This is a genomic window from Azohydromonas lata NBRC 102462, from assembly GCF_001571085.1.
Lineage (GTDB): Bacteria > Pseudomonadota > Gammaproteobacteria > Burkholderiales > Burkholderiaceae_C > Azohydromonas > Azohydromonas lata.
The window spans coordinates 1-24,101 of record NZ_BCTC01000035.1; the positions used below are offsets into that span (position 1 = coordinate 1).

General features: G+C 71.8%; 22 protein-coding genes. 17 read left to right on the plus strand and 5 right to left on the minus strand.

Annotation, left to right across the window (positions count from 1 at the left end; translation table 11 throughout):
* The 5 genes from ALA01S_RS13905 to ALA01S_RS13925 all read left to right on the plus strand — a co-directional run.
* On the plus strand, positions 1-3,205 hold a 3,205-nt coding region (locus ALA01S_RS13905), incomplete at its 5' end, for a response regulator (protein ID WP_218011471.1).
* A 15-nt stretch (positions 3,206-3,220) separates the two neighbouring features.
* A complete protein-coding gene (locus ALA01S_RS13910) occupies positions 3,221-4,243 on the plus strand; it encodes a GGDEF domain-containing protein (RefSeq protein ID WP_066337374.1) in 1,023 nt (340 codons plus the stop codon).
* 366 nt (positions 4,244-4,609) lie between these two features.
* Positions 4,610-6,070 (plus strand): efflux transporter outer membrane subunit, encoded by a 1,461-nt coding sequence (locus ALA01S_RS13915; RefSeq protein ID WP_066337377.1) that lies wholly within the window; start codon positions 4,610-4,612, stop codon positions 6,068-6,070.
* A complete protein-coding gene (locus ALA01S_RS13920) occupies positions 6,067-7,257 on the plus strand; it encodes an efflux RND transporter periplasmic adaptor subunit (RefSeq protein ID WP_066337379.1) in 1,191 nt (396 codons plus the stop codon). Before ALA01S_RS13915 ends, ALA01S_RS13920 begins: the two co-directional genes overlap by 4 nt.
* Positions 7,254-10,358, plus strand: coding sequence for an efflux RND transporter permease subunit (locus tag ALA01S_RS13925; protein ID WP_066337381.1), 3,105 nt, complete (start codon positions 7,254-7,256; stop codon positions 10,356-10,358). The genes ALA01S_RS13920 and ALA01S_RS13925 overlap by 4 nt, the downstream gene beginning before the upstream one ends.
* A gap of 26 nt (positions 10,359-10,384) precedes the next feature.
* Here the strand turns inward: ALA01S_RS13925 and ALA01S_RS13930 are convergent, their stop codons facing one another.
* Positions 10,385-11,035: a cysteine hydrolase family protein gene (locus tag ALA01S_RS13930; RefSeq protein ID WP_066337382.1), complete on the minus strand. Its 651-nt coding sequence runs from the start codon at positions 11,033-11,035 to the stop codon at positions 10,385-10,387.
* Between the two features lie 122 nt (positions 11,036-11,157).
* Here ALA01S_RS13930 and ALA01S_RS13935 point away from each other — a divergent pair, with 122 nt between their 5' ends.
* Entirely contained in the window at positions 11,158-12,126 is a 969-nt protein-coding gene (locus tag ALA01S_RS13935; RefSeq protein WP_066337385.1) for a GlxA family transcriptional regulator, read from the plus strand.
* A 21-nt stretch (positions 12,127-12,147) separates the two neighbouring features.
* Here ALA01S_RS13935 and ALA01S_RS13940 read toward each other — a convergent pair whose 3' ends face one another.
* Positions 12,148-13,683 carry a cryptochrome/photolyase family protein gene (locus ALA01S_RS13940; protein WP_066337387.1) on the minus strand — a complete coding sequence of 512 codons (1,536 nt, stop codon included), beginning with the start codon at positions 13,681-13,683 and terminating at the stop codon, positions 12,148-12,150.
* A 35-nt stretch (positions 13,684-13,718) separates the two neighbouring features.
* Here ALA01S_RS13940 and ALA01S_RS13945 point away from each other — a divergent pair, with 35 nt between their 5' ends.
* From ALA01S_RS13945 to ALA01S_RS13975, 7 genes are all read left to right on the plus strand, one after another.
* Positions 13,719-14,297 (plus strand): YqgE/AlgH family protein, encoded by a 579-nt coding sequence (locus tag ALA01S_RS13945; protein ID WP_066337389.1) that lies wholly within the window; start codon positions 13,719-13,721, stop codon positions 14,295-14,297.
* A 76-nt stretch (positions 14,298-14,373) separates the two neighbouring features.
* Positions 14,374-14,778 (plus strand): Holliday junction resolvase RuvX, encoded by a 405-nt coding sequence (ruvX, locus tag ALA01S_RS13950; RefSeq protein ID WP_066337390.1) that lies wholly within the window; start codon positions 14,374-14,376, stop codon positions 14,776-14,778.
* Positions 14,775-15,287: a bifunctional pyr operon transcriptional regulator/uracil phosphoribosyltransferase PyrR gene (pyrR, locus tag ALA01S_RS13955; protein ID WP_066337391.1), complete on the plus strand. Its 513-nt coding sequence runs from the start codon at positions 14,775-14,777 to the stop codon at positions 15,285-15,287. The genes ruvX and pyrR overlap by 4 nt, the downstream gene beginning before the upstream one ends.
* A complete protein-coding gene (locus tag ALA01S_RS13960) occupies positions 15,287-16,249 on the plus strand; it encodes an aspartate carbamoyltransferase catalytic subunit (protein WP_066337392.1) in 963 nt (320 codons plus the stop codon). The genes pyrR and ALA01S_RS13960 overlap by 1 nt, the downstream gene beginning before the upstream one ends.
* A 22-nt stretch (positions 16,250-16,271) precedes the next feature.
* Complete coding sequence (locus ALA01S_RS13965) at positions 16,272-17,579, plus strand: dihydroorotase (RefSeq protein WP_066337394.1); 1,308 nt, start codon at positions 16,272-16,274, stop codon at positions 17,577-17,579.
* Positions 17,580-17,604: 25 nt separating this feature from the next.
* Positions 17,605-18,408 carry a lysophospholipid acyltransferase family protein gene (locus ALA01S_RS13970; protein WP_174548625.1) on the plus strand — a complete coding sequence of 268 codons (804 nt, stop codon included), beginning with the start codon at positions 17,605-17,607 and terminating at the stop codon, positions 18,406-18,408.
* A 63-nt stretch (positions 18,409-18,471) separates the two neighbouring features.
* A complete protein-coding gene (locus ALA01S_RS13975) occupies positions 18,472-19,365 on the plus strand; it encodes a ribose-phosphate diphosphokinase (protein ID WP_066337395.1) in 894 nt (297 codons plus the stop codon).
* 96 nt (positions 19,366-19,461) lie between these two features.
* On the opposite strand, the gene gpmA is transcribed toward ALA01S_RS13975, so the two are convergent.
* Positions 19,462-20,205, minus strand: a complete 744-nt coding sequence (gene gpmA, locus ALA01S_RS13980; protein ID WP_066337398.1) for a 2,3-diphosphoglycerate-dependent phosphoglycerate mutase — start codon at positions 20,203-20,205, stop codon at positions 19,462-19,464.
* A 133-nt stretch (positions 20,206-20,338) separates the two neighbouring features.
* Here gpmA and ALA01S_RS13985 point away from each other — a divergent pair, with 133 nt between their 5' ends.
* The 4 genes from ALA01S_RS13985 (at position 20,339) to ALA01S_RS14000 (ending at position 22,761) form a co-directional block, all read left to right on the plus strand.
* A complete protein-coding gene (locus ALA01S_RS13985; RefSeq protein WP_066337463.1) occupies positions 20,339-20,752 on the plus strand; it encodes a rhodanese-like domain-containing protein in 414 nt (137 codons plus the stop codon).
* 187 nt (positions 20,753-20,939) lie between these two features.
* The gene (grxC, locus tag ALA01S_RS13990; RefSeq protein WP_066337400.1) at positions 20,940-21,197 is read left to right on the plus strand and encodes a glutaredoxin 3; all 258 of its coding nucleotides are present in this window, start codon (positions 20,940-20,942) and stop codon (positions 21,195-21,197) included.
* Between the two features lie 99 nt (positions 21,198-21,296).
* Positions 21,297-21,752: a protein-export chaperone SecB gene (secB, locus tag ALA01S_RS13995; RefSeq protein ID WP_066337403.1), complete on the plus strand. Its 456-nt coding sequence runs from the start codon at positions 21,297-21,299 to the stop codon at positions 21,750-21,752.
* Between the two features lie 22 nt (positions 21,753-21,774).
* On the plus strand, positions 21,775-22,761 hold the full coding sequence (locus ALA01S_RS14000) for an NAD(P)H-dependent glycerol-3-phosphate dehydrogenase (protein WP_066337465.1): 987 nt from the start codon (positions 21,775-21,777) through the stop codon (positions 22,759-22,761).
* A gap of 81 nt (positions 22,762-22,842) precedes the next feature.
* Here ALA01S_RS14000 and trmL read toward each other — a convergent pair whose 3' ends face one another.
* Both trmL and ALA01S_RS14010 read right to left on the minus strand, forming a co-directional pair.
* Entirely contained in the window at positions 22,843-23,313 is a 471-nt protein-coding gene (gene trmL / locus ALA01S_RS14005) for a tRNA (uridine(34)/cytosine(34)/5-carboxymethylaminomethyluridine(34)-2'-O)-methyltransferase TrmL (protein ID WP_066337404.1), read from the minus strand.
* 40 nt (positions 23,314-23,353) lie between these two features.
* Positions 23,354-24,091: a ComF family protein gene (locus ALA01S_RS14010; protein ID WP_066337405.1), complete on the minus strand. Its 738-nt coding sequence runs from the start codon at positions 24,089-24,091 to the stop codon at positions 23,354-23,356.
* Between the last annotated feature and the right edge of the window lie 10 nt (positions 24,092-24,101).

The window sequence follows — 24,101 nt, forward strand, 5'->3', positions numbered from 1 at the left end:
GGCGGCGAGCCTGGAAGACGCCTCAGCCGAGGCAGCGCCGTTGCTTGACCTGGCTGACGCGGCCGAGCCCGCCGAGGTGGCCGGGTCGATTGCCGATCCGGCGCTTGATGCGCTGGCTTGGCCAGAAGCCGAGCCGCAACCGGCGGCGAGCCTGGAAGATGCCTCCGCCGAGGCAGCGCCGTTGCTTGACCTGGCTGACGCGGCCGAGCCCGCCGAGGCGGATGGTTCGATTGCCAATGCGGCGCTCGATGTGCTGGACTGGCCTGAAGCCGAGCAGCCGCCGGCGGCGAGCCTGGAAGACGCCTCTGCCGAGGCAGCGCCGTCGCTTGACCTGGCTGACGCGGCTGAGCCCGCCGAGGCGGATGGGTCGCTTGCCGATCCGGTGCTCGATGCGCGGAAGTGGCCTGAAGCCGAGCCGCAGCCGGCGGCGAGTTTGGACGACGCCTCCGCCGATGCGGCGCCGTTGCTTGACTTGGCTGATGTGGCCGAGCCCGCCGAGGCGGACGGGTCGCTTGCTGATCCGGCGCTTGATGCGCTGGCTTGGCCGGAAGCCGAGCCGCAGCCGGCGGCGAGCCTGGACGACGCCTCAGCCGAAGCGGCGCCTTTGCTTGATTTGGCTGACGCAGCCGAGCCCGCCGAGGCGGACGGGGCAATTGCCGATCCGTCGCTCGATGCGCTGGACTGGCCTGAAGCCGAGCAGCCGCCGGTGGCGAGCCTGGAAGACGCCTCGGCCGAGGCAGCGCCGTCGCTTGACCTGGCTGACGCGGCTGAGCCCGCCGAGGCGGACGGGTCGATGGCCGATCCGGCGTTCGATGCACAAGTCGATGCGCTGGTCTGGAGCGAGGACGAAACGCCCGCCGCGGTGCCGGCCGGCGAAAGTGCCGCGGCGGACGGCGGCGCGGAGGACACGCCCTGGGAGGTCGGCGAGGACGACCTGCAGGCGCTGGACATGGCGCTGTTCCCCGTATTCGAGGAAGAGGCGCTGGAGCTGCTGCCGCAGTTGTCGCAGGCCCTGCAGGCCTGGGCCCAGGACTGCGGCGGCGAGGAGCACGCCGCCGCGGGCATGCGCGCGCTGCACACCCTCAAGGGCGGCGCACGGCTGGCCGGTGCCATGCGGCTGGGCGACGCGGCCCACGCGCTGGAATGCGCCCTGGAAGACCTGGTGAGCAGCTCTGGCCTGCCGGAGCGCTCCCGCATCGAGGCCATGCAGGCACGTGCCGGCGTGCTCGGTGCCGCCTTCGAGCGGCTGCGTGCGGCCTGCGCGCAGCCGCCCAGGGACGAGGCGGCCGAGGTCCCCGTCCCACCGCCGGCGCCGGACCTGGCGGAAATGGATTCGGCCGGCATGTCCGACTGGGTTGACCTGGGCGACCTGGGTGAAGCGGGCGATTCAGCCGGTTCAGCAGGCTTGGGCGATGTGCCCGCCTTGGAGCGCGCCGTCCCGGACCAGGCCGATGGGGCCCCCGCGCCGCAGCTTTCCGCGCACACGCAGCCGCCTCAACCGCGCATCGACTGGTCGCGCTTTGCGGCGCAGCCGCCGGCACCGCCGCCCGCCGCCTCGGCAGCGCCCGCGGCGCCGGTCAGCCTGCGCGCGGCGGCGCTGGATCGCCTGGTGTCGCAGGCCGGCGAAGTGGGCATCACCCGCGCGCGGTTGGGCGCGCAGGTGCGGCAGCTCGGCGCCTCGCTGGTGGACCTGGACGAAAACCTCGCCCGACTGCGCAGCCAACTGCGCGAGGTCGAGTCGCAGGCCGACGCGCCGGCAGGGCTGTCGGAGCAGGACAGCCGCACCCGGCTGCAGGAGCTGGCGCGCATGATGGCCGAGTCGCTGGACGACCTGTCCACCGTCCAGCACGGCCTGCGCCAGGGCTTGCGGGGCACGGAGGACGAGCTGGTCGGCCTGGGCCGCGCGGCTGCAGAGCTGCAGGACGACTTGTTGGACGCACGGCGCCAGCCCTTCAACACCCTGGCCGGCCGGCTGCGCGACGCCGTGGCCCAGGCCGCGCACGCAGCGCAGCGCCAGGCGCGGCTGGACATCGAGGGCGGCGAGGCCGAAATGGACCGTGGCGTGCTGGAGCGCATCGCCCCGGTGCTGGAGCAGTGGCTGCGCCACGCTGCGTCTCAGGGCGTGGCGCCGCCGGCCGAAAACCGCATGCGGCTGAAACTCGCCCGCGAAGGTTCGCAAGTCACGGTGGAATGCGACAGCGGCGGGCTCGCGCCGCCGCCGCAGGCCCTGCGCACCGAAGTCGAAACCCTGGGCGGCCACGTCGCCATGGACGACGCGCCCGCGCAGGGCAGCCGCTTCACGCTGCACCTGCCCCTGAGCACGGCGGTGATGCCCGTGCTGCTGCTGCGCTGCGGCGAGGCCACCGTGGCCGTGCCCGCGGCGCAGGTCGAGGAGGTGCGGCAACTGGCGGTGCCTGAGGCACAGCAGGCCGCGCAGGCGGGCCGCTTGGGCGACGCCGACGCCCCGGTTTTTCATGCCTTGGAAACGCTGCTGCTGCAGCCCCCGGCGCCGCCGGCAAGTGACGACCAGCAGGCCACCGTGCTGCTGCTGCGCGCCGCGCAGGACGGGGAAACCCTGGCGCTGCAGGTGCGCGAGATCGTGGGCCGGCAGGACGCCCTGCTGCAGCCCCTGGGCCCGCAACTCTCCACGCTGCCCGGGCTGGCCGGCATGGCGCTGCTGCCCACGGGCCTGCCGCTGCCCGTCTACCAACCCGCGGTGCTGGCGCAGCGCCACGCCGCGCAGGCGGCCGGTGCCGGGCCCAGCCCCGTGGCGCCCGCGCCGCTGTGGGACGGTGGCACGGGCGCGGCAGGCCTCGCCGCCGCCGCGCCGCTGGTGCTGGTGGTGGACGACTCGCTCACCGTGCGCCGCGCCACGCAGCGGCTGCTGCAGCGCGAGGGCTACCGCGTGGCGTTGGCCAAGGACGGGCTGCAGGCGCTGCAGCAACTGCAGCAGGAGGCGCCGGCACTGGTGCTCACCGATTTGGAGATGCCGCACATGGACGGTTTTGAATTGCTGGCGCGGCTGCGAGAGGACGCGCGGTGGGCGGCGCTGCCCGTCATCGTCATCACCTCGCGGCTGGCCGCACGCCACCGCGAGCGCGCCGCCGGGCTCGGTGCACGGCATTACCTGGGCAAGCCTTACGCCCAGGACGAGATGTTGACGCTGGTGGCACGTTACAGTGTTCGCCCCTCCCTGCCGCACTGAAGCCGCCGTTTGCCCATGTCGTCACTGGTCGATCACCTGGTCGAACTCACCCGTTTCCGCGATCGCGACCAGGCCGACGCGCTGCTGATGGAAACGCTGGCCGACTTGATTCGGCCGCTTGCGCTGGCACTGCACCGCTGTGTGGGTGAGCCGCCGCAGGCGCGCTGGCTGTCGCGGCCCTGGCAGGGCCGCACGGCGCGCCATCAGGGCGCCCGCCGCCCGGACTTCGAGCAACTGCCGCCGCTGGACAGCCGCGCCGAGTGGCTGGCCTGCGTGCGCAGCGGGCAGCCGCAAACCCTGGCCGGGGAGCCCGTGCGGGAGCTCTTCCCCGTGGCCGCCGGTGCGCAGCCGGGCGCGGCCGGCGTGCTGGAGCTGCAGGTGGCGCAGCCGCTGTCCACCGAGTCGCGCGACACGGTGCAGGCCATCGTCAAGCTCTACGGCAACTTCCTGGCGCTGCTGGACTACGGCCAGCGCGACGCGCTCACGGGGCTGCTCAACCGCAAGACCTTCGACGACGCCTTCATGAACACGCTGATGGGTCCCGAGGCGCAGGCCATGGCCCAGGACACGCGCGCCTCGCGCAGCGATTGCCGCCACTGGCTGGCGGTGCTGGACGTGGACCATTTCAAGCGCATCAACGACCGCTTCGGCCACCTCCTGGGCGACGAGGTGCTGCTGCTGCTGGCGCGGCTGATGCGCTCGGTGCTGCGCTTTGACGACCAGATCTTCCGCTTCGGTGGCGAGGAGTTCGTGGTGCTGCTGTCCGCGGCCCAGGAGTCCGACGTGGCCGCGGTGCTGGAGCGGCTGCGCGCGCAGGTGGAGCAGTTCGACTTTCCTCAGGTGGGCCGCGTCACGGTGAGCCTGGGCTTCAGCGACGTGCGTGCGGGCGACCTGCCCACGGCCGCCTTCGACCGCGCCGACAAGGCCCTGTATCTCGCCAAGACCAGTGGCCGCAACCGTGTGTCCGGGCCCACGGCGCTGGCCGCGGCCGGCATCGCCGAACCCGAGGTGAAGTCCGGCGGCGTCGACCTGTTCTGAGGCGCCGCGGCCGCGCTCGGCCCACGCCGGCCGTGCGTTGAAGCGGCTTTGCCCGCCTTTTTGCCCTGAAGGGCCAGCGGCTTCGTTGTGGCCGGCGCCGCGCGCATGCCAAGCTTCGCCCGGCAGGGCCGGACGCTTGCGCCAGAAGTTTTGAAGGCGCGTCGCAGCGGCCTTGCGCAAGAAATACGCCTTCCGGCGCCAGCCTCGTCTGCACGGGAGGCTCACCTGCCGCAGGGCAAAAAAACCGCCTTGCCGCCTGCCCGCTTTCCATGGGCCGCGCCGTGTGCGAGCGGCGACGGCGCCCGCGGCGGCCCCGTTGGCCTGCTTACACTGCCGCGCTCAAAGAATTTTGCAGTTTGTAACGTGATGCGACCTGCCTTTCCGCTGTGCCTGGCCTTGCTGGCCGGTTGTGCCTCCACCACGCCGCCTCCGCCGCCGCCCGCGCCGCCGTCCTGGCAGGCGCCGCGTCCGCATGAGGGCGAGCCGCAGGCGCTTGCGCGCTGGTGGGATCGTTTCGACGATCCGCAGCTCGCCGCCCTGGTGGCGCGGGCGCAGGCCGACAACCCCACGCTGGCGCAGGCCGTGGCGCGCATCGCCCAAGCCCGCGCGCAGCTCACGGTGGCCGGCGCGGCGCTGTCGCCCACGCTGGACGGCAACCTCGCCGCCTCGCGGACCAGCAACAACTTCCCGCCGCCCACGCTGACCTACACGGCCGTGACCTCGCGGGTGGACGCAGCCTGGGAGCTGGACCTCTTCGGCGGCCGCCGTGCCGGCATCGCCGCGGCGCAGGCGCAGGCCGACGCCGCCGCCGCGCAGTGGCACGACGCGCGCGTGAGCCTGGCCGCCGAGGTGGCGCTGAACTACCTGTCGCTGCGCGCCTGCGAGGCGCAGGTGGCGCTGGACGCGCAGAACGTGGCCGCGGCAGGGCAGATCGCCGACCTCACGCGGCGCAAGGTGGAGGTGGGCTTCGAGTCGCCGGCCAACGGCGCGCTGGCGCAGGCCACGCTCTCCGACACGCGCGCCCGCGCGCAGGCCCAGCAGGCCGAGTGCGAGGTCGTGGTCAAGGCGCTGGTGGCGCTCACCGGGCTGGAAGAGCCGGCGCTGCGCGCGCAACTGGCCGCGCGCGCGGCGCAGTTGCCGCAGCCCGCGGGTTTCAGCATCGCGGCGCTGCCGGCGCAGGTGCTGGCGCAGCGGCCGGACCTGGCCGTGGCCGAGCAGCAGTTGCGCGCCGCCGCCGCCAGCGTGGACGTGGCCCAGGCCCAGCGCTGGCCCAAGCTGCTGCTCACCGGCGCCATCACCTTGGGCGCGGTGCGCATAGGCGGCGTGCAGGACAGCGGCGCCAATTGGGCGCTGGGCCCGGCGCTGACGCTGCCGCTGCTGGACGGCGGTCGCCGCCGCGCCGAAGTCGATGCCGCGCGCGCCCGCCTGGACGAGGCCCTGGCCGCCTGGCAGCAGCGCAGCCGTGCCGCGGTGCGCGAGGTCGAGGAAGCCCTGGTGCGGCTGGACGCGGCGGCGCGGCGTGAAGAGGACGCCCGCCTTGCCGCCGAGAACTGGCAGCGCTTCGTTGAGGCCACGCAGGCGCGCTGGGAGCTGGGCAACGCCAACCTCATCGAGCTGCAGGACGCGCGGCGCCAGCGCATCGCCGCCGAGGCCGCGCTGCTGGCCGTGCGCCGCGAGCGCGTGGCGGCCTGGGTCCAGCTCTACAAGGCCAGCGGCGGCGGCTGGGACGGCTCGCTCGCCGTGGGCGAGGAGGCCGGCGCGTCCCGCAACCTGGCCGCCACCGCCGCCGCGACCACGGCCCCCGAATCCAACCTGTCGAAACCATGAAGCTCAGTTCCCTGAATTCCACCGCGCTGGCCGCTGCGCTGGCGCTGGCCGGCCTGCTGTTGTCGGTGCCTCTCGTGCAGGCCCAGGCCCCGGCCAAGGGTGATGCCAAGGCCTCCGCGCCGCGCGCGGCGCTCACCGTCACCGTGACGCAGCCGCAGCCCGCGCAGTGGGCGCAGACGCTTTCGGCCAACGGCAACGTGGCCGCGTGGCAGGAAACCATCGTCGGCGCCGAGCTCGGCGGCGTGGCGCTGTCGCAGGTGCTGGTCAACGTGGGCGACGTGGTCAAGCGTGGCCAGCCCCTGGCGCGCATGGTGGACGACACCATCCGCGCCGACGTGGCCCAGGCCCAGGCCGCGCTGGCCGAGGCGCAGGCCGCGCTGGCCGAGGCCCAGGCCAACGCCGAGCGCGCGCGCGCCCTGCAGCAAAGCGGCGCTTTGAGCGCGCAGCAGATTTCGCAATACCTCACCGGCGAGCAGACCGCCGCCGCGCGCGTGCAGTCCGCCCGCGCCCAGCTGCAGGCGCAGGAGCTGCGGCTGCGCAAGACGCAGGTGCTCGCGCCGGACGACGGCGTGGTCAGCGCGCGCAACGCCGCCGTGGGCAGCGTGGCGCAGCCGGGGCTGGAACTGTTCCGCCTCATTCGCCAGGGCCGCCTGGAGTGGCGCGCCGAGGTGCCGGCCACCGAGCTGCCGCAGGTCAAGGCCGGCCAGGCGGTGACGCTGGTGACGCCGGCGGGCACGCGCGTGCCGGGCAAGGTGCGCCAGATCGCCCCCACCATCGACCCGCAGACGCGCAACGCCCTGGTCTACGTGGACCTGCAAAGCGCGCCGGGCTCCGACGTGCGCGCGGGCATGTTCGCCCGCGGCGATCTCACGCTGGCGCGCCGCGCGGTGCTCACGCTGCCGGCCTCGGCCGTGCTGCTGCGCGAGGGTTTCAGCTCCGTCATGGTGGTCGGCCCGGATTCCAAGATCACCCAGCTCAAAGTGGAAGCGGGCCAGCGCCAGGGCGACCGCGTGGAAGTGCGCGGCGTGAAGGCCGATGCGCGCGTGGTGGACCGCGGCGCGGCCTTCCTGGCCGACGGCGACACGGTGCAGGTGGTGGACGCGCCGCCGGCGGCGGCCGCCCCCGGCGCCTCGCGCCAGGCCGCGGCCGGCGCGGCGCAACCCCTTGATGCGAAGGCGGCGCGATGAACGTCTCGGCCTGGTCCATACGCAACCCGATCCCGGCGCTGATGCTCTTCTTCCTGCTCACGGTGGCAGGGCTGATGAGCTTTCGCGCCATGAAGGTGCAGAACTTCCCGGACATCGAGCTGCCCACCGTCATCGTCTCGGCCTCGCTGCCCGGCGCCTCGCCCGCGCAGATGGAGACCGAGGTGGCGCGCAAGATGGAGAACTCCATCTCCACGGTGCAGGGCATCAAGCACATCTACACCGCGCTGCAGGACGGCGCGGCCACCATCACGGTGGAGTTCCGGCTGGAGAAGCCCGTGCAGGAGGCCGTGGACGACGTGCGCGACGCCGTCAACCGCGTGCGCTCGCAACTGCCCGCGGACCTGCGCGACCCGAGCATCACCAAGATGAACCTGTCGGGCGTGCCCATCCTCACCTACACCATCGCCAGCGGGCGCATGGACGACGAGGCGCTGTCCTGGTTCGTGGACAACACGGTAGCCAAGCGGCTGCTGAGCGTGCCGGGCGTGGGCTCGGTGTCGCGGGTGGGCGGCGTCACGCGCGAGCTGCGCGTGGAGCTGGACCCGGCGCGGCTGCTCTCGCTGGGCGCCACCGCCGCGGAGGTCTCGCGCGAGCTCAAGCGCGTGCAGCAGGAGTCCTCCGGCGGCCGCGTGGACTTGGGCGGCGGCGAGCAGGCCGTGCGCACGCTGGGCACGGTGGCCTCGGCCCAGGAGCTGGGCGCCGTGCAGCTCACGCTGTCCGACGGGCGCCGCATCCGGCTGGACCAGGTGGCCCGCGTCATCGACACCGTGGCCGAGGTGCGCAGCCAGGCGCTGCTGGACGGCCGCCCGGTGGTGGGCTTTGAGATCACCCGCGCCCGCGGCGCCGGCGAGATCGACGTGGACCAGGGCGTCACCAGGGCGCTGGCCCAACTGCGCCAGGAGCACCCGGACCTGCAGATCGCCCAGGCCTTCAACTTCGTGGACCCGGTGGCGGAGAACTACGAGGGCTCCATGCACCTGCTGTACGAGGGCGCGTTCCTGGCGGTGGTGGTGGTGTGGTTCTTCCTGCGCGACTGGCGCGCCACCTTCGTGGCCGCCACGGCGCTGCCGCTGTCGGTGATCCCGGCCTTCGTGGGCATGTACCTGCTGGGCTTCTCCGTCAACGTGGTGACGCTGCTGTCGCTGTCGCTGGTGGTGGGCATCCTGGTGGACGACGCCATCGTCGAGATCGAGAACATCGTGCGCCACCTGCGCATGGGCAAGACGCCCTACCAGGCGGCCATGGAGGCGGCCGACGAGATCGGCCTGGCCGTGATCGCCACCACCTTCGCGCTGATCGCGGTGTTCCTGCCCACGGCCTTCATGGCCGGCATCCCCGGCAAGTTCTTCAAGCAGTTCGGCTGGACGGCGTCGCTGGCGGTGTTCGCTTCGCTGGTGGTGGCGCGCATGCTCACGCCCATGATGGCGGCCTACCTGCTCAAGCCGCTGGTGCACACGCCGGCCGAAGGGCGCGTGATGCGCTGGTACATGCGCTTTGCCGCCAAGTGCCTGCGCCACCGCTGGCTCACCGCGGGCGGGGCGGCGCTGTTCTTCGTGGGCTCGGTGATGCTCATCCCGCTGCTGCCCACGGGCTTCATCCCGGCCGACGACTTCGGCCAGTCGCAGGTGCGGCTGGAGCTGCCCCCGGGCAGCACCTTCGAGGAAACGCGCGCCGTGGCCGAGCAGGCGCGCGCCATCCTGCAGAAGAACGAGCACGTCAAGCTGGTCTACACGACCATAGGCGGCGGCGCCACGGGCGCCGACCCCTTCATGCCCGGCGGCGTGGCCGAGGTGAACAAGGCCTCGCTCACGCTCAACCTCACGGCGCGCCAGGACCGCCCGGGGCTGCGCAAGCAGGCGATCGAGGCGCAGTTGCGCCAGGCGCTGCAGGTGCTGCCCGGCGTGCGCGTGGCCGTGGGCCTGAACGCCTCCGGCGAGAAGTACATGCTGGTGCTCGCCGGCGAGGACGGCAACGCGCTGCTGCAGGCCGCGCAGGACGTGGAGCGCGACCTGCGCACCATCCCCGGCATCGGCAACGTGCGCTCCACGGCCGCGCTGGTGCGCCCGGAGCTGGTGGTGCGGCCGGACTTCGCCCGCGCCGCCGAGGCCGGCGTGAGCTCGGCCGTGATCGCCGACACGCTGCGCATCGCCACCACCGGCGACTACGACGCGGCGCTGCCCAAGCTCAACCTGGCGCAGCGCCAGGTGCCCATCGTCGTGCGGCTGCCGGAAAGCGCCCGCGAGGACCTGGCGCTGCTGTCGCAGCTCTCGGTGCCCGGCCACAACGGCCGCCCGGTGCAACTGGCCAACGTGGCCACGCTGCAGCTCGAAAGCGGCCCGGCGCTGATCAACCGGTACGACCGGCTGCGCAACGTCAACTTCGAGATCGAGCTCAACGGCGTGCCCCTGGGCGACGTGGCCGCCGCGGTGCAGCAGCTCCCCAGCCTGCAGCGCCTGCCCCCGGGCGTGAGCCAGCAGGCGCTGGGCGACGCGGAGGTGATGGGCGAGCTCTTCGCCAGCTTCGGCCTGGCCATGCTCACCGGCGTGCTGTGCATCTACGTGGTGCTGGTGCTGCTGTTCAAGAACTTCATGCAGCCGGTGACCATCCTGGCGGCGCTGCCGCTGTCGCTGGGCGGGGCCTTCGTGGCGCTGCTGGTGACGCGCAGCGCCTTCTCCATGCCTTCGCTCATCGGCCTGATCATGCTCATGGGCATCGCCACCAAGAACTCCATCCTGCTGGTGGACTACGCCATCCTGGCGCGGCGCGAGGGCATGAACCGCTGGGACGCGCTGCTGGACGCCTGCCACAAGCGCGCGCGGCCCATCGTGATGACCACCATCGCCATGGGCGCGGGCATGCTGCCCATCGCCATGGGCTGGGGCGCCGACCCGAGCTTCCGCGCGCCCATGGCGGTTTCCGTCATCGGCGGCCTCATCACCAGCACCTTCCTGAGCCTGCTGGTGATCCCGGTGGTGTTCACCTTCGTGGACGACGCGGTGGAGTTCACGCTGCGCCATCTGCGGCGGCTGCGCACGCACCACCACCATCCGGCGGCGCAGGAGAAGACGGGCCCGGCCTGAGCCGCGCCGCGGCGCACCGCGGGCCTTCAGGCCGCCTCGGCGGCCTGGTCCCGCGCCCGCCGGTAGGACGCGTACAGGTTGTCGCGCGGCGCGCGCTCGCCGCTGCGCAGCAACTGCAGCCATTGGGCCGTGCCCAGGACCGCCGCGAAGCGCGACTGCAGCACGATGCACGAGGCCTCGTGCATTTGCCGCGCCGGCAAATGGCCCAGGTCGTTGCTGTAGGACATGGCGCCGGCGGCGTCGTGAAGGTATTCCACCGCCCAACCCTCGTGGGCTGCCTGGCGGATGGTGGATTCATTGCAGTTCTGCGACATATAACCCGCCACCACCAGGGTATCCACGCCGCGCTGGCGCAGCCAGGGGCCCAGGCCGGTGCCCGCGAGAGCAGAAGGCAGCGTCTTTTGCACCAGCAGGTCCGGCGCGACGCCGCGCACGCTGTCGTGCAATTCCCAGCCGTGCGAGCCCTCGGCGAAGACCGGCGCCCCGGGCGCTTCCGTGTGCTGCACCAGCACGACGGGCAGGCCCGCCTCGCGGGCGGCCGCCAGGGCGCGGGAAATATTGGGCAGTGATGTTTCCAGTGGCGGATATTCGATGGGTAAATTGCCGCTGACATATTCGTTTTGCACGTCAATCAAGATCAGTGCACGCTTGGGGGTGCTTTCGTTGAATGGGGTCATGGCCGGCTCCGTAATTGAATGGACGAGGCCTTATTTTGAAAACTTGCCTTTTGCATCGCGAGTGGCCTTGGGGAAATTTAAGATTAATATCGGGCCAACTTGAATTTCGAGGGATTGCCGCCATGCCCCGACGCATCGCCATGCTGGCTTTCGACGGCATCAGCGCTTTTCACTTGGCCGTGCCGCACGCGGTGTTCGGCGACGACTGGAGCACGCTGGGCCTGCCGCCGTGCGAGCTGGTCGTCTGCGCCGAGCAGCGCGGGCGCGTGCGCAGCTCCATGGGCTTTGAGCTGGCGGCGGCGCAGGACTTGTCGGCCTTGCCGGAGGCGGACTGGGTGCTCATCCCGTCCTGGCCTGACGTGCAGCGGCCGGCTTCGGCGGCGCTGGTCGAGGCGCTGCAGGAGGCGCACCGGCGCGGCCGCACGCTCATTGGGCTGTGCCTGGGGGCTTTCGGCCTGGCCGACGCCGGCTTGCTGGACGGGCGGCGCGCCACCACGCACTGGGCCTGGGCGGAGGTGTTCGCGCGGCGCTTTCCGCGCGTGGAGCTGGATCCGCAGGTGCTCTACGTGGACCACGGCGACGTCGTGACCTCCGCCGGTACCGCCGCCGGGCTGGACTGCTGCCTGCACCTGCTGCGCCGCGAGCTGGGTGCGGAGTTGGCCAACCGGGTGGCGCGGCGGCTGGTGACGCCGCCGCACCGCCAGGGCAGCCAGGCGCAGTACGTGGAGCAGCCGGCGCCGGCCAACAGCGGCAGCGACCGCATTGCGCGCACCATGCAGTGGTGCTTGGGGCGGCTCGACGAGAAGCTGGGCCTGGACCGGCTGGCCGAGCACGCGGCCATGAGCCGGCGCACCTTCACCCGGCGCTTCCAGCGCGCCACGGGGCTGAGCGTGGTGCAGTGGCTGACGGCGCAGCGCCTGCACCTGGCGCGGCGGCTGCTGGAAACGGGCGAGGCGACGACGGAGCAGGTCGCCGCCCAAGCGGGCTTCGGCACGGCACTGTCGCTGCGGCTGGCCTTTGCCAAGGAGCTGGGCACGACGCCGGGGCAGTACCGGCGGGAGTTCGGACTGCGGGGGGCGCAGCGGGGCTGAGCGGCGGGCAGGGCCGGGCGCTCAATCCACCCCGGCGGCCTGCGCCTTCCTGGCCGCGGTGGCCGCGGCCTTGGCGGCCTTGGCCTGCTTCACCACGTCAAAGCGCGCCATCGTCTTCTGCCGCGCCGCCTCGTGGTCCACGATGGGCTGCGGGTAGTCCACGCCCAGCGCTATGCCGGCGGCCTGCAGGTCCAGCGGCTTGGCCAGCCAGGGCGCGTGGATCATGTCGTCCGGCAACTTCGCCAGTTGCGGCAGGTAGCGGCGTATGAAGCGGCCTTGCGGGTCGAATCGCTTGCTCTGGCTCACCGGGTTGAAGATGCGGAACCAGGGCTGCGGGTCGCAGCCCGTGCCCGCCGCCCACTGCCAGTTGCCGTTGTTGGAGGCCAGCTCGTAGTCGTTGAGCTTCAAGGCGAACCAGCGCTCGCCGCGCTTCCAGTCCAGCCCCAAGTCCTTGACCAGGAAGCTGGCCGTGACCATGCGCAGCCGGTTGTGCTGGTAGCCGCTTTGGGCGAGCTGCAGCATGGCGGCGTCCACCAGCGGATAGCCGGTGCGGCCCTCGCACCAGGCGGCGAAGAGGGCGTCGGCGTGCTTGCCCTTTTCCCACTTCACGTGGTCGAACTCGGCGCGGTAGGCGTGCTCCACCACGCGCGGGTGGTGGAAGAGGACCTGCTGGAAGAAGTCGCGCCAGGCCAGCTCCGACAGCCACACCCGCGCGCCGCTGGAGCCCGCCTGCACGCGGTGCCAGGCCTCGCGCGCGAGCTGGCGCACCGACACCGTGCCGAAGCGCAGGTGCGTGCCCAGGTAGCTTGGGCCTTTCACCGCGGGGAAGTCGCGCGTGGCGTCGTAACGGTCCACGCGCTCGGCCAGGAATTCCTCCAGCAGCGCCTGCGCGCCGGCCGGGCCTGTGGGCAACTTCAACTGGTGCAGGTTGGTGGGCTCGAAGCCCAGGGCTTCCAGGGACGGGATGCCTTGGCGGAACTCCTGCGGCACCGGCGCCAGCGACGCGGCGTGGCGCGAGACGGGGTAGGGCGAGAGATAAAAATCGTCGAGCTTCTTCAGCCAGGCGTTGAAGTAGGGCGTGAACACGCTGTAGGGCGTGCCACCGCCGCTGAGCACCTCGTTGCGCTCGAAGATGAGGTGGTCCTTGCTGGCGTGCAGGGCGATGCCGTCGCCGGCCAGGGTGCCGCGCACGCGGGCGTCGCGCTCCAGCGCGGCGGGCTCGTCGTCGTGGTTGAGGTAGACGGCCTGCACGTGGAGCTGGCGGGCCAGGCGCACGATCTCCTCGGCGCCGTGGCCGTGGCGCACGATCAGCCCGCAGTGCTCGTGGCCGTGCGCGGCGCCCAGGGCGCGCAGCTGCGCGTCCAGGCCGATGAGGCTGTCGCGTATGAACTCCACGCGCCGGTCCTGGCGCGGCAGGCCGGCGAGGATGTCGGTGTCGAAGACGAAGGCGCACCACACGCGCCGGGCATGGCGCAGGGCGTGGTAGAGGGCGGCCTGGTCGTCGGCGCGCAGGTCGCGCCGGAACCAGACCAGAGCGGTGTCAAGGTCCTTGTTCACGGGTGGCAGTGTGGCCCGGGGAATAGAATTGGAGCATGGCTGAGCGTGGCATCGACCTGACAAACCAGTTCCTGATTGCCATGCCTGGCATGGCGGACGACAACTTCGCCGGTGCGGTGGTGTACCTGTGCGAGCACAGCGACAAGGGCGCCCTTGGGCTGATGATCAACAAGCCCACCGACATCTCGCTGAAGAACCTGTTCGAGAAGGTGGACCTGCGGCTGGACCGCGACGACCTGATGGACGAGCCGGTGTACTTCGGCGGCCCGGTGCAGACCGAGCGCGGTTTCGTGCTGCACGAGGCGCACGGCAGCGGCAGCGGGCAGTACAGCTCCACGCTCGTCGTCCCGGGCGGCCTGGGCATGACCACCAGCAAGGACGTGCTCGAAGCCCTCTCCCAGGGCGCGGGCCCGCGCAAGGTGCTGGTGACGCTGGGCTACAGCGGCTGGGGCGCCGGGCAGCTGGAGAGCGAGATCGCGCGCAACGGCTGGCTCAACGTGGCGGCCGACCCGCAAATCATCTTCGACACTCCGGTGGAACAGCGCTACGAGCGCGCGCTGGCGCTGCTGGGCATAGACCCGCGCATGCTCAGCGGCGAGGCGGGGCACGCATGAGCGCCCCCGCCCGGCCGCTCCGAAGGGGGCGCTCCGTCCCGCTTGGCGGGACCGCGCGCAGCGCGAGGGTGCCCCAATGAGCGCGGGTCCCGCAGGCCGCGCGCAAAGCTTTCTCGCCTTCGACTTCGGTGCCAAGCGCACCGGCGTGGCCAGCGGCAACACCGTCACGCGCAGCGCCACGCCGCTCAAGACCATCGCCACCGAGAAGGCTGACGAGCGCTTCGCCGCCATAGAGAAATTCATACGCGACTACCAGCCTGACGCGCTGGTGGTGGGCGTGCCGCGCCACCCCGACGGGGCGCCGCACGACAATACGCGCCGCGCGCAGCGCTTTGCCCGCCAGTTGCACGGCCGCTTCAGGCTGCCGGTGCACGAGGTGGACGAGCGCTACACCAGCACCGAGGCCGAGGCCGGCGGTGCGCGCGACCTGGACGCGGCCTCGGCCGCGTTGATCCTGGAGCAATTCCTCCGACAAGCATGAGCACCCTTTCCCTGGACGCCGAGGCGCTGTACGGCGAGCTGCTGCGCGGCGTTTCGCGCCTGTTGCGCCCCGCCCAAACCGAACAAGCCGCGCTGGTGGGCATCTGGAGCGGCGGCGCCTGGCTGGCCGAGCGGCTGCAGGCCGACCTGCGCCTTGCCGGCACGCACGGCGTCATCTCCAGCGCGCTGCACCGCGACGACTTCAGCGAGCGCGGCATGCACGCCTCCGACGCCACCAAGCTGCCCTTCAGCATCGACGGGCGCCACGTCATCCTCATCGACGACGTGCTCTACACCGGGCGCACCACGCGCGCGGTGATCAACGAGCTCTTCGACTTCGGCCGCCCCGCCAGCGTCACGCTGGCCGTGCTGGTGGACCGCGGCGGACGCGAGCTGCCCATAGAGCCCGCCTACGCCGCGGCCAAGCTCACGCTGCCGGCCGAACAACGCCTGTCGCTCGCGCGTGACGCCGCGGGCCGCTTCACCTTCGCACTGGAGGCCGCCGCCTGATGCTCTCGCGCCGCAATCCCCAGCTCAACAGCCACGGCGAGCTGATCCACCTGCTGTCCACCGAGGGCCTGCCGCGCGCGGTGCTCACGCAGATCCTGGACACCGCTTCCACCTTCCTCGCCGTGGGCGAGCGCGACATCAAGAAGGTGCCGCTGCTGCGCGGCAAGAGCGTGTTCAACCTGTTCTTCGAGAACTCCACGCGCACGCGCACCACGTTCGAGATCGCGGCCAAGCGGCTGTCGGCCGACGTGATCAACCTGGACATCGCGCGCTCTTCCACCGCCAAGGGCGAGAGCCTGCTCGACACCATCGCCAACCTCTCGGCCATGCAGGCCGACATGTTCGTGGTGCGGCACAGCGAGTCCGGCGCGCCCTACCTGATCGCCCAGCACTGCGCGCCGCACGTGCACGTGGTCAACGCCGGCGACGGGCGCCATGCGCACCCGACGCAGGGGCTGCTGGACATGTACACGATCCGGCACTTCAAGAAGGACTTCACCAACCTCACGGTGGCCATCGTGGGCGACATCGTCCACTCGCGCGTGGCGCGCTCGGACATCCATGCGCTGTCCACGTTGGGCGTGCCGGAGATCCGCGCGGTGGGCCCCAAGACGCTGGTGCCGGACAACCTGCGCGACATGGGCGTGCGCGTGTGCCGCGACATGGCCGAAGGCATCCGCGACGCCGACGTGATCATCATGCTGCGGCTGCAGAACGAGCGCATGGGCGGCGCGCTGCTGCCCTCGGCCGGCGAGTTCTTCAAGCACTACGGCCTGACCGAGGAAAAGCTCGCGCTGGCGCGGCCTGACGCCATCGTCATGCACCCGGGCCCCATCAACCGCGGCGTGGAGATCGACTCCAGCGTGGCCGACGGGCGCCACAGCGTGATCCTGCCGCAGGTCACTTTCGGCATCGCCGTGCGCATGGCGGTGATGAGCATCCTGGCCGGCAACGACGCCTGACAACGAACGCGTTCTCCAGTTCATGAAGATCCTGATCAAGAACGGCCGCGTCGTGGACCCGGCCTCCGGCCGCGACGAAGTGGCCGACGTGGCCATCGCCGCGGGCCGCATCCTCACCGTGGGCAACGTCAACCCGGACTTCGAGGCCGAGCGCGTCATCGACGCCGCGGGCCTGGTGGTCGCCCCGGGCCTGGTGGACCTCTCCGCGCGGCTGCGCGAGCCCGGCCACGAGCACGAGGGCATGCTGGAAAGCGAGCTGGCCGCCGCGGCGGCCGGCGGCGTCACCAGCCTGGTCTGCCCGCCCGACACCGACCCCGCGCTGGACGAGCCGGGCCTGGTGGACATGCTCAAGTTCCGCGCCCGCAAGCTCAGCCGCTGCCGCCTCTTCCCGCTGGGGGCGCTCACCCGCGGGCTGGAGGGCAAGGCGCTCACGGAGATGGCCGAGCTCACCGAGTCCGGCTGCGTGGGCTTCGCGCAGGCCGAGGCGCCGGTGCGCGACACCCAGGTGCTGCTGCGCGCCATGCAGTACGCCTCCACCTACGGCTACACCGTGTGGCTGCGCCCGCAGGACCCGTGGCTGGGCGCGGGCGTGGCGGCCAGCGGCGCGGTGGCCACGCGGCTGGGCCTGGCCGGCGTGCCGGTGGCGGCCGAGACGGTGGCGCTGCACACCATCTTCGAGCTGGTGCGGGCCACCGGCGCGCGCGTGCACCTGTGCCGCCTCTCCAGCGCCGAAGGCGTGGAACTGCTGCGCCAGGCCAAGGCCCAGGGCCTGCCGGTGACGGCGGACGTGAGCATCAACTCGCTGCACCTCACCGACGTGGACATCGGCTACTTCAACGCCGCCATGCGCCTCACGCCGCCGCTGCGCCAGCAGCGCGACCGCGATGCGCTGCGCGCCGCGCTGGCCGACGGGACGGTAGACGCGCTGGTGTCGGACCACACGCCGGTGGACGAGGACGCCAAGAACCTGCCCTTCGCCGAGGCCGAGCCCGGCGCCACGGGCCTGGAGCTGCTGCTGAGCCTGGCGCTCAAGTGGGGCCAGGAGCAGCAGCTGTCCATGGCCGAGTCGCTGGCGCGCGTGACCTGCGGCCCGGTGGCCGTGTTGGGCGAGGCGCTGGGCTCGCTGGCCTCCAGCGCGGGCCGCGTGGTGGAGGGCGGCGTGGCCGACATCTGCCTGTTCGACCCGCAGGCGCAGTGGGGCCTGGACGCCGCGCAACTGCGCAGCCAGGGCAAGCACACGCCCTTTGCCTTCGAGCTCACCGGCAGCCTGCTGCCCGGGCGCGTGGTGGCCACGCTGGTGGCCGGCACGGTGGCGCACGAGGCTTTCTAACCGCTCACCCCGGCGCACCGGCCCCATGCAAGGACCGTCCGACTCGACTTCGTTGCGGGCGGTGCCCGCGCTGGGTACGGTGCCGCCGCTGCGGCGGCTGCGCGCCCTCTGGCGCCTGGCGCGCACGGTGCTGCACGGGGTGCGCGGGCTCTTGATCGTCCTGCTGCTGTTCCCCGGCTGGACGCCGGCGCGGCGGCAGGCGCGCATCGCCTCGTGGTCGCGCCAGCTGCTGGCCGGGCTTGGGCTGGAGCTGCATGCGCACGGCGGCTTCCATGCCGGGGCCAAGCTCATCGTGGCCAACCACGTGTCGTGGCTGGACATCGCCGCCATTCACGCGCTGTGCCCAAGCGCACGCTTCGTCTCCAAGGCCGAGGTGCGGCAGTGGCCGCTGGTTGGGCGGCTGGTGGACGGTGCGGGCACGCTGTACCTGCAGCGCGAGCGCGCGCGCGACGCCATGCGCGTGCTGCACACCATCACGCAGGCGCTGCAGGAGGGCGACACGGTGGCCGTCTTCCCCGAGGGCACCACGGGCACGGGCCATGAGCCGCTGCCCTTTCACGCCAACTTGCTGCAGGCCGTGATCGCCAGCGGCGCCCCGGTGCAGCCCGTGGCGCTGCGCTACAGCGAGCCGGGGCATGCGGTGAGCCCCTCGGCCGCCTTCGTGGGCGACATGTCGCTGGGCCAGAGCCTGTGGCGGCTGGCCTGCGCGCAGGATTTGTCGGTGTCGGTACAGGTGCTGGCACCGCAGGCGGTGGCGCACGCCGACCGCCGTGCGCTGGCCGCGCAGTTGCGCGAGACCATCGCGCAGGCGCTGCGGGACGGGCGCTGAAGCCACGCAGGAAGCTGCAGCCGTGCCGCCGCTTCCCCTTATCGCAATGAGTCTGGAGATGGCATGAGCGAGCACATGCTGCTGGCTTTCGACGACGAGGCGCCGCTGGCGCAGGCCCTGGCCTACGCGCTGGACGTGCCGCTGGGCTGGGTGCGGTGCCACCGTTTCCCGGACGGCGAGTTGCGGCTGCGGTTGCCCGACAACTTGCCGCCGCGCGTGCTGCTGCTGCGGGGGCTGCAGCAGCCCAACGAGAAGCTGGTGGAGCTGCTGCTGTGTGCGCCGGCGGCGCGCGAGCTGGGGGCGAATGAGATCGTGCTGCTGTCGCCCTACCTGGCCTACATGCGCCAGGACATGGCCTTCACGCCGGGCGAGGTGGTGAGCCAGCGCCACGTGGCGGCGCTGTTGGGCGGCCTGTTCGACGCGGTGCTGACGGTGGACCCGCACCTGCACCGCGTGCGTTCCATGGAGGAGCTGTTCCCGGGCCGGCGCGGCGTGGCGCTGTCGGCGGCGCCGCTGTTGGGCCAGTGGGTGGCGCAGCAGTTGGGCGAGCCGGTGCTGATCGGTCCGGACGAGGAGGCGGCGCAATGGGTGAGCGTTGCGGCGCAGGAGCGCGGCCTGACGCACGGCGTGGGGCACAAGCGCCGCCTGGGCGACCACGAGGTCGTCCTGGAGCTGCCGCCGCTGGCGTTGCAGGGCCGCGCCGTCGTGCTGCTGGACGACGTGGCCAGCACGGGGCAGACGCTCATCGCCGCGGCGCAGCAGGCGCTGGCGCGCGGTGCGGCCTCGGTGGACGTGGCGGTGACGCACGCGCTCTTCGTGGGCGATGCGCTGCAGCGGCTGCACGAGGCCGGCGTGCGCCACGTCTGGAGCACGGACGCCGTGCCGCATGCCTCCAACGCCGTGAGCGTGGCGCCGCTGCTGGCGCAGGCGGTACGGGAGCTGTGGGGCTGTGAATAGGGCAGCGGGGCGGGCCTCCCGCTGAAGGCGTCGCGTCAAATGAAAAGGGGCCTTGCGGCCCCTTTGCTTTTGCGCGGATGAGCGCGCTTTGGCGCGTCAGGCCTTGCCCTGGCTGGCCACGGCGGCGGCGGCCTTGGCGGCGGCTTCGGCGTCACCCAAGTAGTAGCGGCGGATGGGCTTCAGCTCGGCGTCGAGCTCGTAGACCATGGGGATGCCGTTGGGGATGTTCAGGCCCACGATGTCGGCGTCGCTGATGCCGTCGAGGTACTTCACCAGGGCGCGGATGCTGTTGCCGTGGGCGGCGATGACGATGCGCTGGCCGGACTTGATGGCGGGGGCGAGCACTTCGTTCCAGGCCGGCAGCACGCGGGCGACGGTGTCCTTGAGGCACTCGGTCAGCGGGATCTGCTCGGCCGCGAGCTGGCTGTAGCGCAGGTCCTGGCGCTGGCCGCGGGGATCGTCGGACTCCAGGGCGGGCGGCGGGGTGTCGTAGCTGCGGCGCCACACCAGCACCTGCTCGTCGCCGTACTGCTTGGCCATGTCGGCCTTGTTGAGGCCTTGCAGCGCGCCGTAGTGGCGCTCGTTGAGGCGCCAGTCCTTGACCACGGGCAGCCAGGTGCGGTCCATCTCGTCCAGGCAGTGCCACAGCGTCCAGATGGCGCGCTTGAGCACGGAGGTGTAGGCGACGTCGAATTCCCAGCCGCCTTCCTTGAGCAGCTTGCCGGCCTGGCGGGCCTGGGCCACGCCGGTGTCGGTCAGCGGCACGTCGGTCCAGCCGGTGAAGCGGTTTTCGAGGTTCCAGGTCGATTCGCCGTGGCGGATCAGGACAAGCTTGTACATGGGCGGGCTGCTCAAAAGTGGACGAAAGGCGCTGCGTCGCGGCCGGCGCTCATCCCGGACGGCACAGGTGGCGCGGGCGGCGGCAAAGCTGCAAATTCTATAATCCGCCGCTTTGGCCACCCTACTGAACGCCGTGAGATTCCTGCTCGACAACTGGTACCTGATCCTCACCGCGCTCGTCTCCGGCGGGCTGTTGCTGTGGCCCGTCATTCGCGGCGGTGCCGGCGGTGGTGGTGGCGTGAGCACCGCGGAAGCGGTGCGGCTGATCAACCGCGAAAAAGGCGTGCTCATAGACGTGCGCGAGCCTGCCGAATTTGCCGCCGGGCATGCGGTGGGTGCGCGCAACGTGCCGCTGTCGCAGATCGAGGCCGCCACCAACCTGCCCGCCAACAAGGCGCTGCCGCTGCTGGTGCTGTGCGCCACCGGCGCGCGCGCCGGCCGTGCCGTGGCCCTGCTTAAGAAGCGCGGCTATGAAAACACCCAGGTCGTGGCCGGTGGCCTGGCGGCCTGGCGCGAAGCCAACCTGCCCACCGAAACCGCGGCCTGAAGCCCCGTGCGCTGCATCCGCCGCAAGCCTCGCGCAGGCGGTTGCCTGCGCAACGGCATGGGATGCTGTGCTGCGCCTTGAGCCGGCCGGTGGCAGGGGCAAGTCGCCCGCCGCCGGCAAGGGTTGAAGGCGCTGCGGACAATTCACTCCGTTTTCACCAACCGCCGCGCGAGCCGCGTTTCCCGTGATGAATGCCGTCAAGATGTACACCACGCTGGTCTGTCCCTACTGCCAGCGAGCCAAGCAGTTGCTCAAGCAGCGCGGTGTCGAGCACATCGAGGAAGTGCGCATCGACCAGGACCCCTCGCAGCGCGAGACCATGATGAAGATCACCGGGCGCCGCACGGTGCCGCAGATCTTCATCGGCGATACGCATGTCGGCGGCTGCGATGACCTCATCGCGCTGGACCAGCGCGGTGGCCTCATGCCGCTGCTCAACGCCTGAGCCGGCGCGCCCCCGGCGGGTGCAAAGGAGCGCTCCGGCGCTGCGTAATAATCGGCCACGCCCGCATGTCGCGGGCCTTCTTTTCTCAGAGACAGAACCATGGCCGACCAAGAGCAGACCCCGGTGTTCCAGATCCAGCGCATGTACCTCAAGGACCTGTCGCTGGAGCAGCCGAACTCGCCCCAGATCCTCACCGAGCAGCAGCAGCCGCAGGTCGAGATCAACCTGGGCCTGTCTGCCGAGACCATCAGCGAAGAGGGCATCTACGAAGTCTGCGTGACCGCCACCGTCACCACCAAGATCGACGAAAAGACGCTGTTCCTGGTCGAGGCCAAGCAGGCCGGCATCTTCGAGATCCGCAACATTCCGCAGGACCAGCTGCAGGCCATCATCGGCATTGCCTGCCCGGGCATGGTCTACCCGTACCTGCGCGCCATCGTCTCCGACATCTGCACCCGCGCCGGCTTCCCGCCGGTGATGCTGGCCGAGGTGAACTTCCAGGCCATGTTCGAAGCGCAGCAGCAGCAGCTGGCCGCGCAGGGCGCCGTCGCCTGACGACGCCTTGTCCGGCCGCGGCATGAAGATCAGCGTGCTGGGCGCGGGCGCCTGGGGCACCGCACTGGGGGTGCAGGCGGCCGTGCGCCACGAGGTGCTGCTGTGGGCGCGCGATGCGCAGCAGGCGCAGGCCCTGCACGCGCAGCGCCGCAACACCCGCTACCTGCCGGAAGTGGAGCTGCCCGCGGCGCTGGCCGTGGGCAGCGATTTCGATGCGGCGCTGGCGCATGTGCGCGAGGGCCTGCTCGTCATCGCCACGCCCATGGCGGGACTGCGCGGCATGCTGCAGGCGCTGCCCGCGGGCTCGCGCGCCTTATGGCTGTGCAAGGGTTTCGAAGCCGGTACGGGCCTGTTGGGCCACGAGATCGCGCGCGAAGCCTGCCCACAAGCCGTCACCGGCGTGCTCTCCGGGCCCAGCTTCGCCGCCGAGGTGGCGCGGCTTCAGCCCACGGCACTGGTGGCCGCCAGCGCCGACGCAGCGCTGTGCGAGTTGGCGGTGCAGGCTTTCCACGGTGAGGCGCTGCGCATCTACACCTGCGACGACCCGGTCGGCGTGGAGGTGGGCGGCGCGGTGAAAAACGTGTTGGCCATCGCCACCGGGATGTGTGACGGGCTGGAACTGGGCCTCAACGCCCGCGCCGCCGTCATCACGCGCGGCCTGGCCGAGATGACGCGGCTGGGCCTGGCGCTGGGCGCGAAGGTCGAGACCTTCATGGGCCTCTCCGGCTTGGGCGATCTGGTGCTCACCGCCACGGGTGACCTCTCGCGCAACCGCCGCGTGGGCCTGCAATTGGCTGCCGGCAAGACGCTGGCGCAAGTGCTGGCCGAGTTGGGCCACGTGGCCGAGGGCGTCTACAGCGCCGCTACCGTGGCCCGTCGCGCGCGTGACAAGGGCGTGGAGATGCCCATCACCGAGGCCGTGGTGGCCGTGCTCGAAGGGCGCCTCACGCCGCAGCAGGCCGTGGGCCAGCTCATGCAGCGTGCGCCCAACACGGAGCGCTGCGGGTAAGCCGTCCGCACGCTCGAATGAATCTGGGGCCGGCTTGACCGGCCCCGTTGCTTTTCGCGGTCTGTGACGACGCGCGGAACCTTACACGGCGCCGGCGTAGCCGTTTTGCCGCCACGCCTCGAACACCGACACCGCCACCGCGTTGCTCAGGTTGAGGCTGCGCTGGCCGGGCAGCATGGGCAGGCGCAGCCGTTGTTCGGGGGCGAAGCGCTCGCGCAGCTCAGGCGGCAAGCCGGCCGTCTCGCTGCCGAAGACCAGCCAGTCCCCCGGCTGCCAGGCCACGTCGCCCAAGTGGCGTGTGCCGCGGGTGGTGAAGGCAAAGATTCGTGCCGGGTCCGGCCGCGCGGTGGCGAGGAAGGCCTCCCAGTCAGCGTGGCGCTGCACGCTGGCGTACTCGTGGTAGTCCAGGCCGGCGCGCTGCAGCAGCTTGTCCTCCATCGAAAAACCCAGCGGCTCCACCAGGTGCAGCGAGCAGCCGGTGTTGGCGGCCAGCCGTATGACGTTGCCCGTGTTGGGCGGGATCTGCGGATGCACGAGGACGATGTGAAACATCGCGCGATTGTGCGGGAGGGTGCGGGAGGGCCGCCGGGGCTCAGGTGGCCGACGGCCGTGGCGTGCGCGCCAGCACCCACAGCTGCACCGACGCGGCCCCGGCGTCCAGCAGCGTGCGCGCGGCCTCGGCGGCGGTGGCGCCGGTGGTCATGACGTCGTCCAGCAACGCGACGCGGCACCCGCGCAGTGCACTGGCGCGGCCCGGGGCGATCCCGAAGGCGCCTCGGACGTTGGCGCTGCGCTCGGCCTGCGCGAGGCCACTTTGGCGCGGTGTCTCGAAAAGGCGCAGCAGCAGCTTCGCATCGGCGGCCAAGTCCAGCGGCGGCGCCACGCGCCGTACCAGCTCCCACGACTGGTTGTAGCCGCGCTCGCGCAGCCGCTGCGGGCCCAGGGGCAGCGGCAGCAGTACATCGGCCGGCGGCGTGGCCTCGCGGCGCAGCGCCTGTAGCAGCAGCGCGGACAGCGCGCCCGTCAGATCCAGCCCGCCGCGGAACTTGAGCTGGCCGATGATGCTGCTCCAGGGCCAGGCGTAGTCCAGGGCGGCGACGCAGCGCTCGAAGGGCAGGGGATGGCGCAGGCAATCGGCGCAAGGAGCGTGTGCGCGCACCAGCGGCAGCGCGCAGCCCGGGCAACGGGGGAGCAGAGGAATGAAACGTTCGCGGCAGCGGCGGCACAGCCGGCCGGCGTCCCAGGAGCGGCACACGGCGCACTGGCTGGGCATCGCCGCCGCCAGCGCGGCCAAGGCCGATAAACCCCGTTCAACGCGGCTGGCGGGCATCGCCTCAATA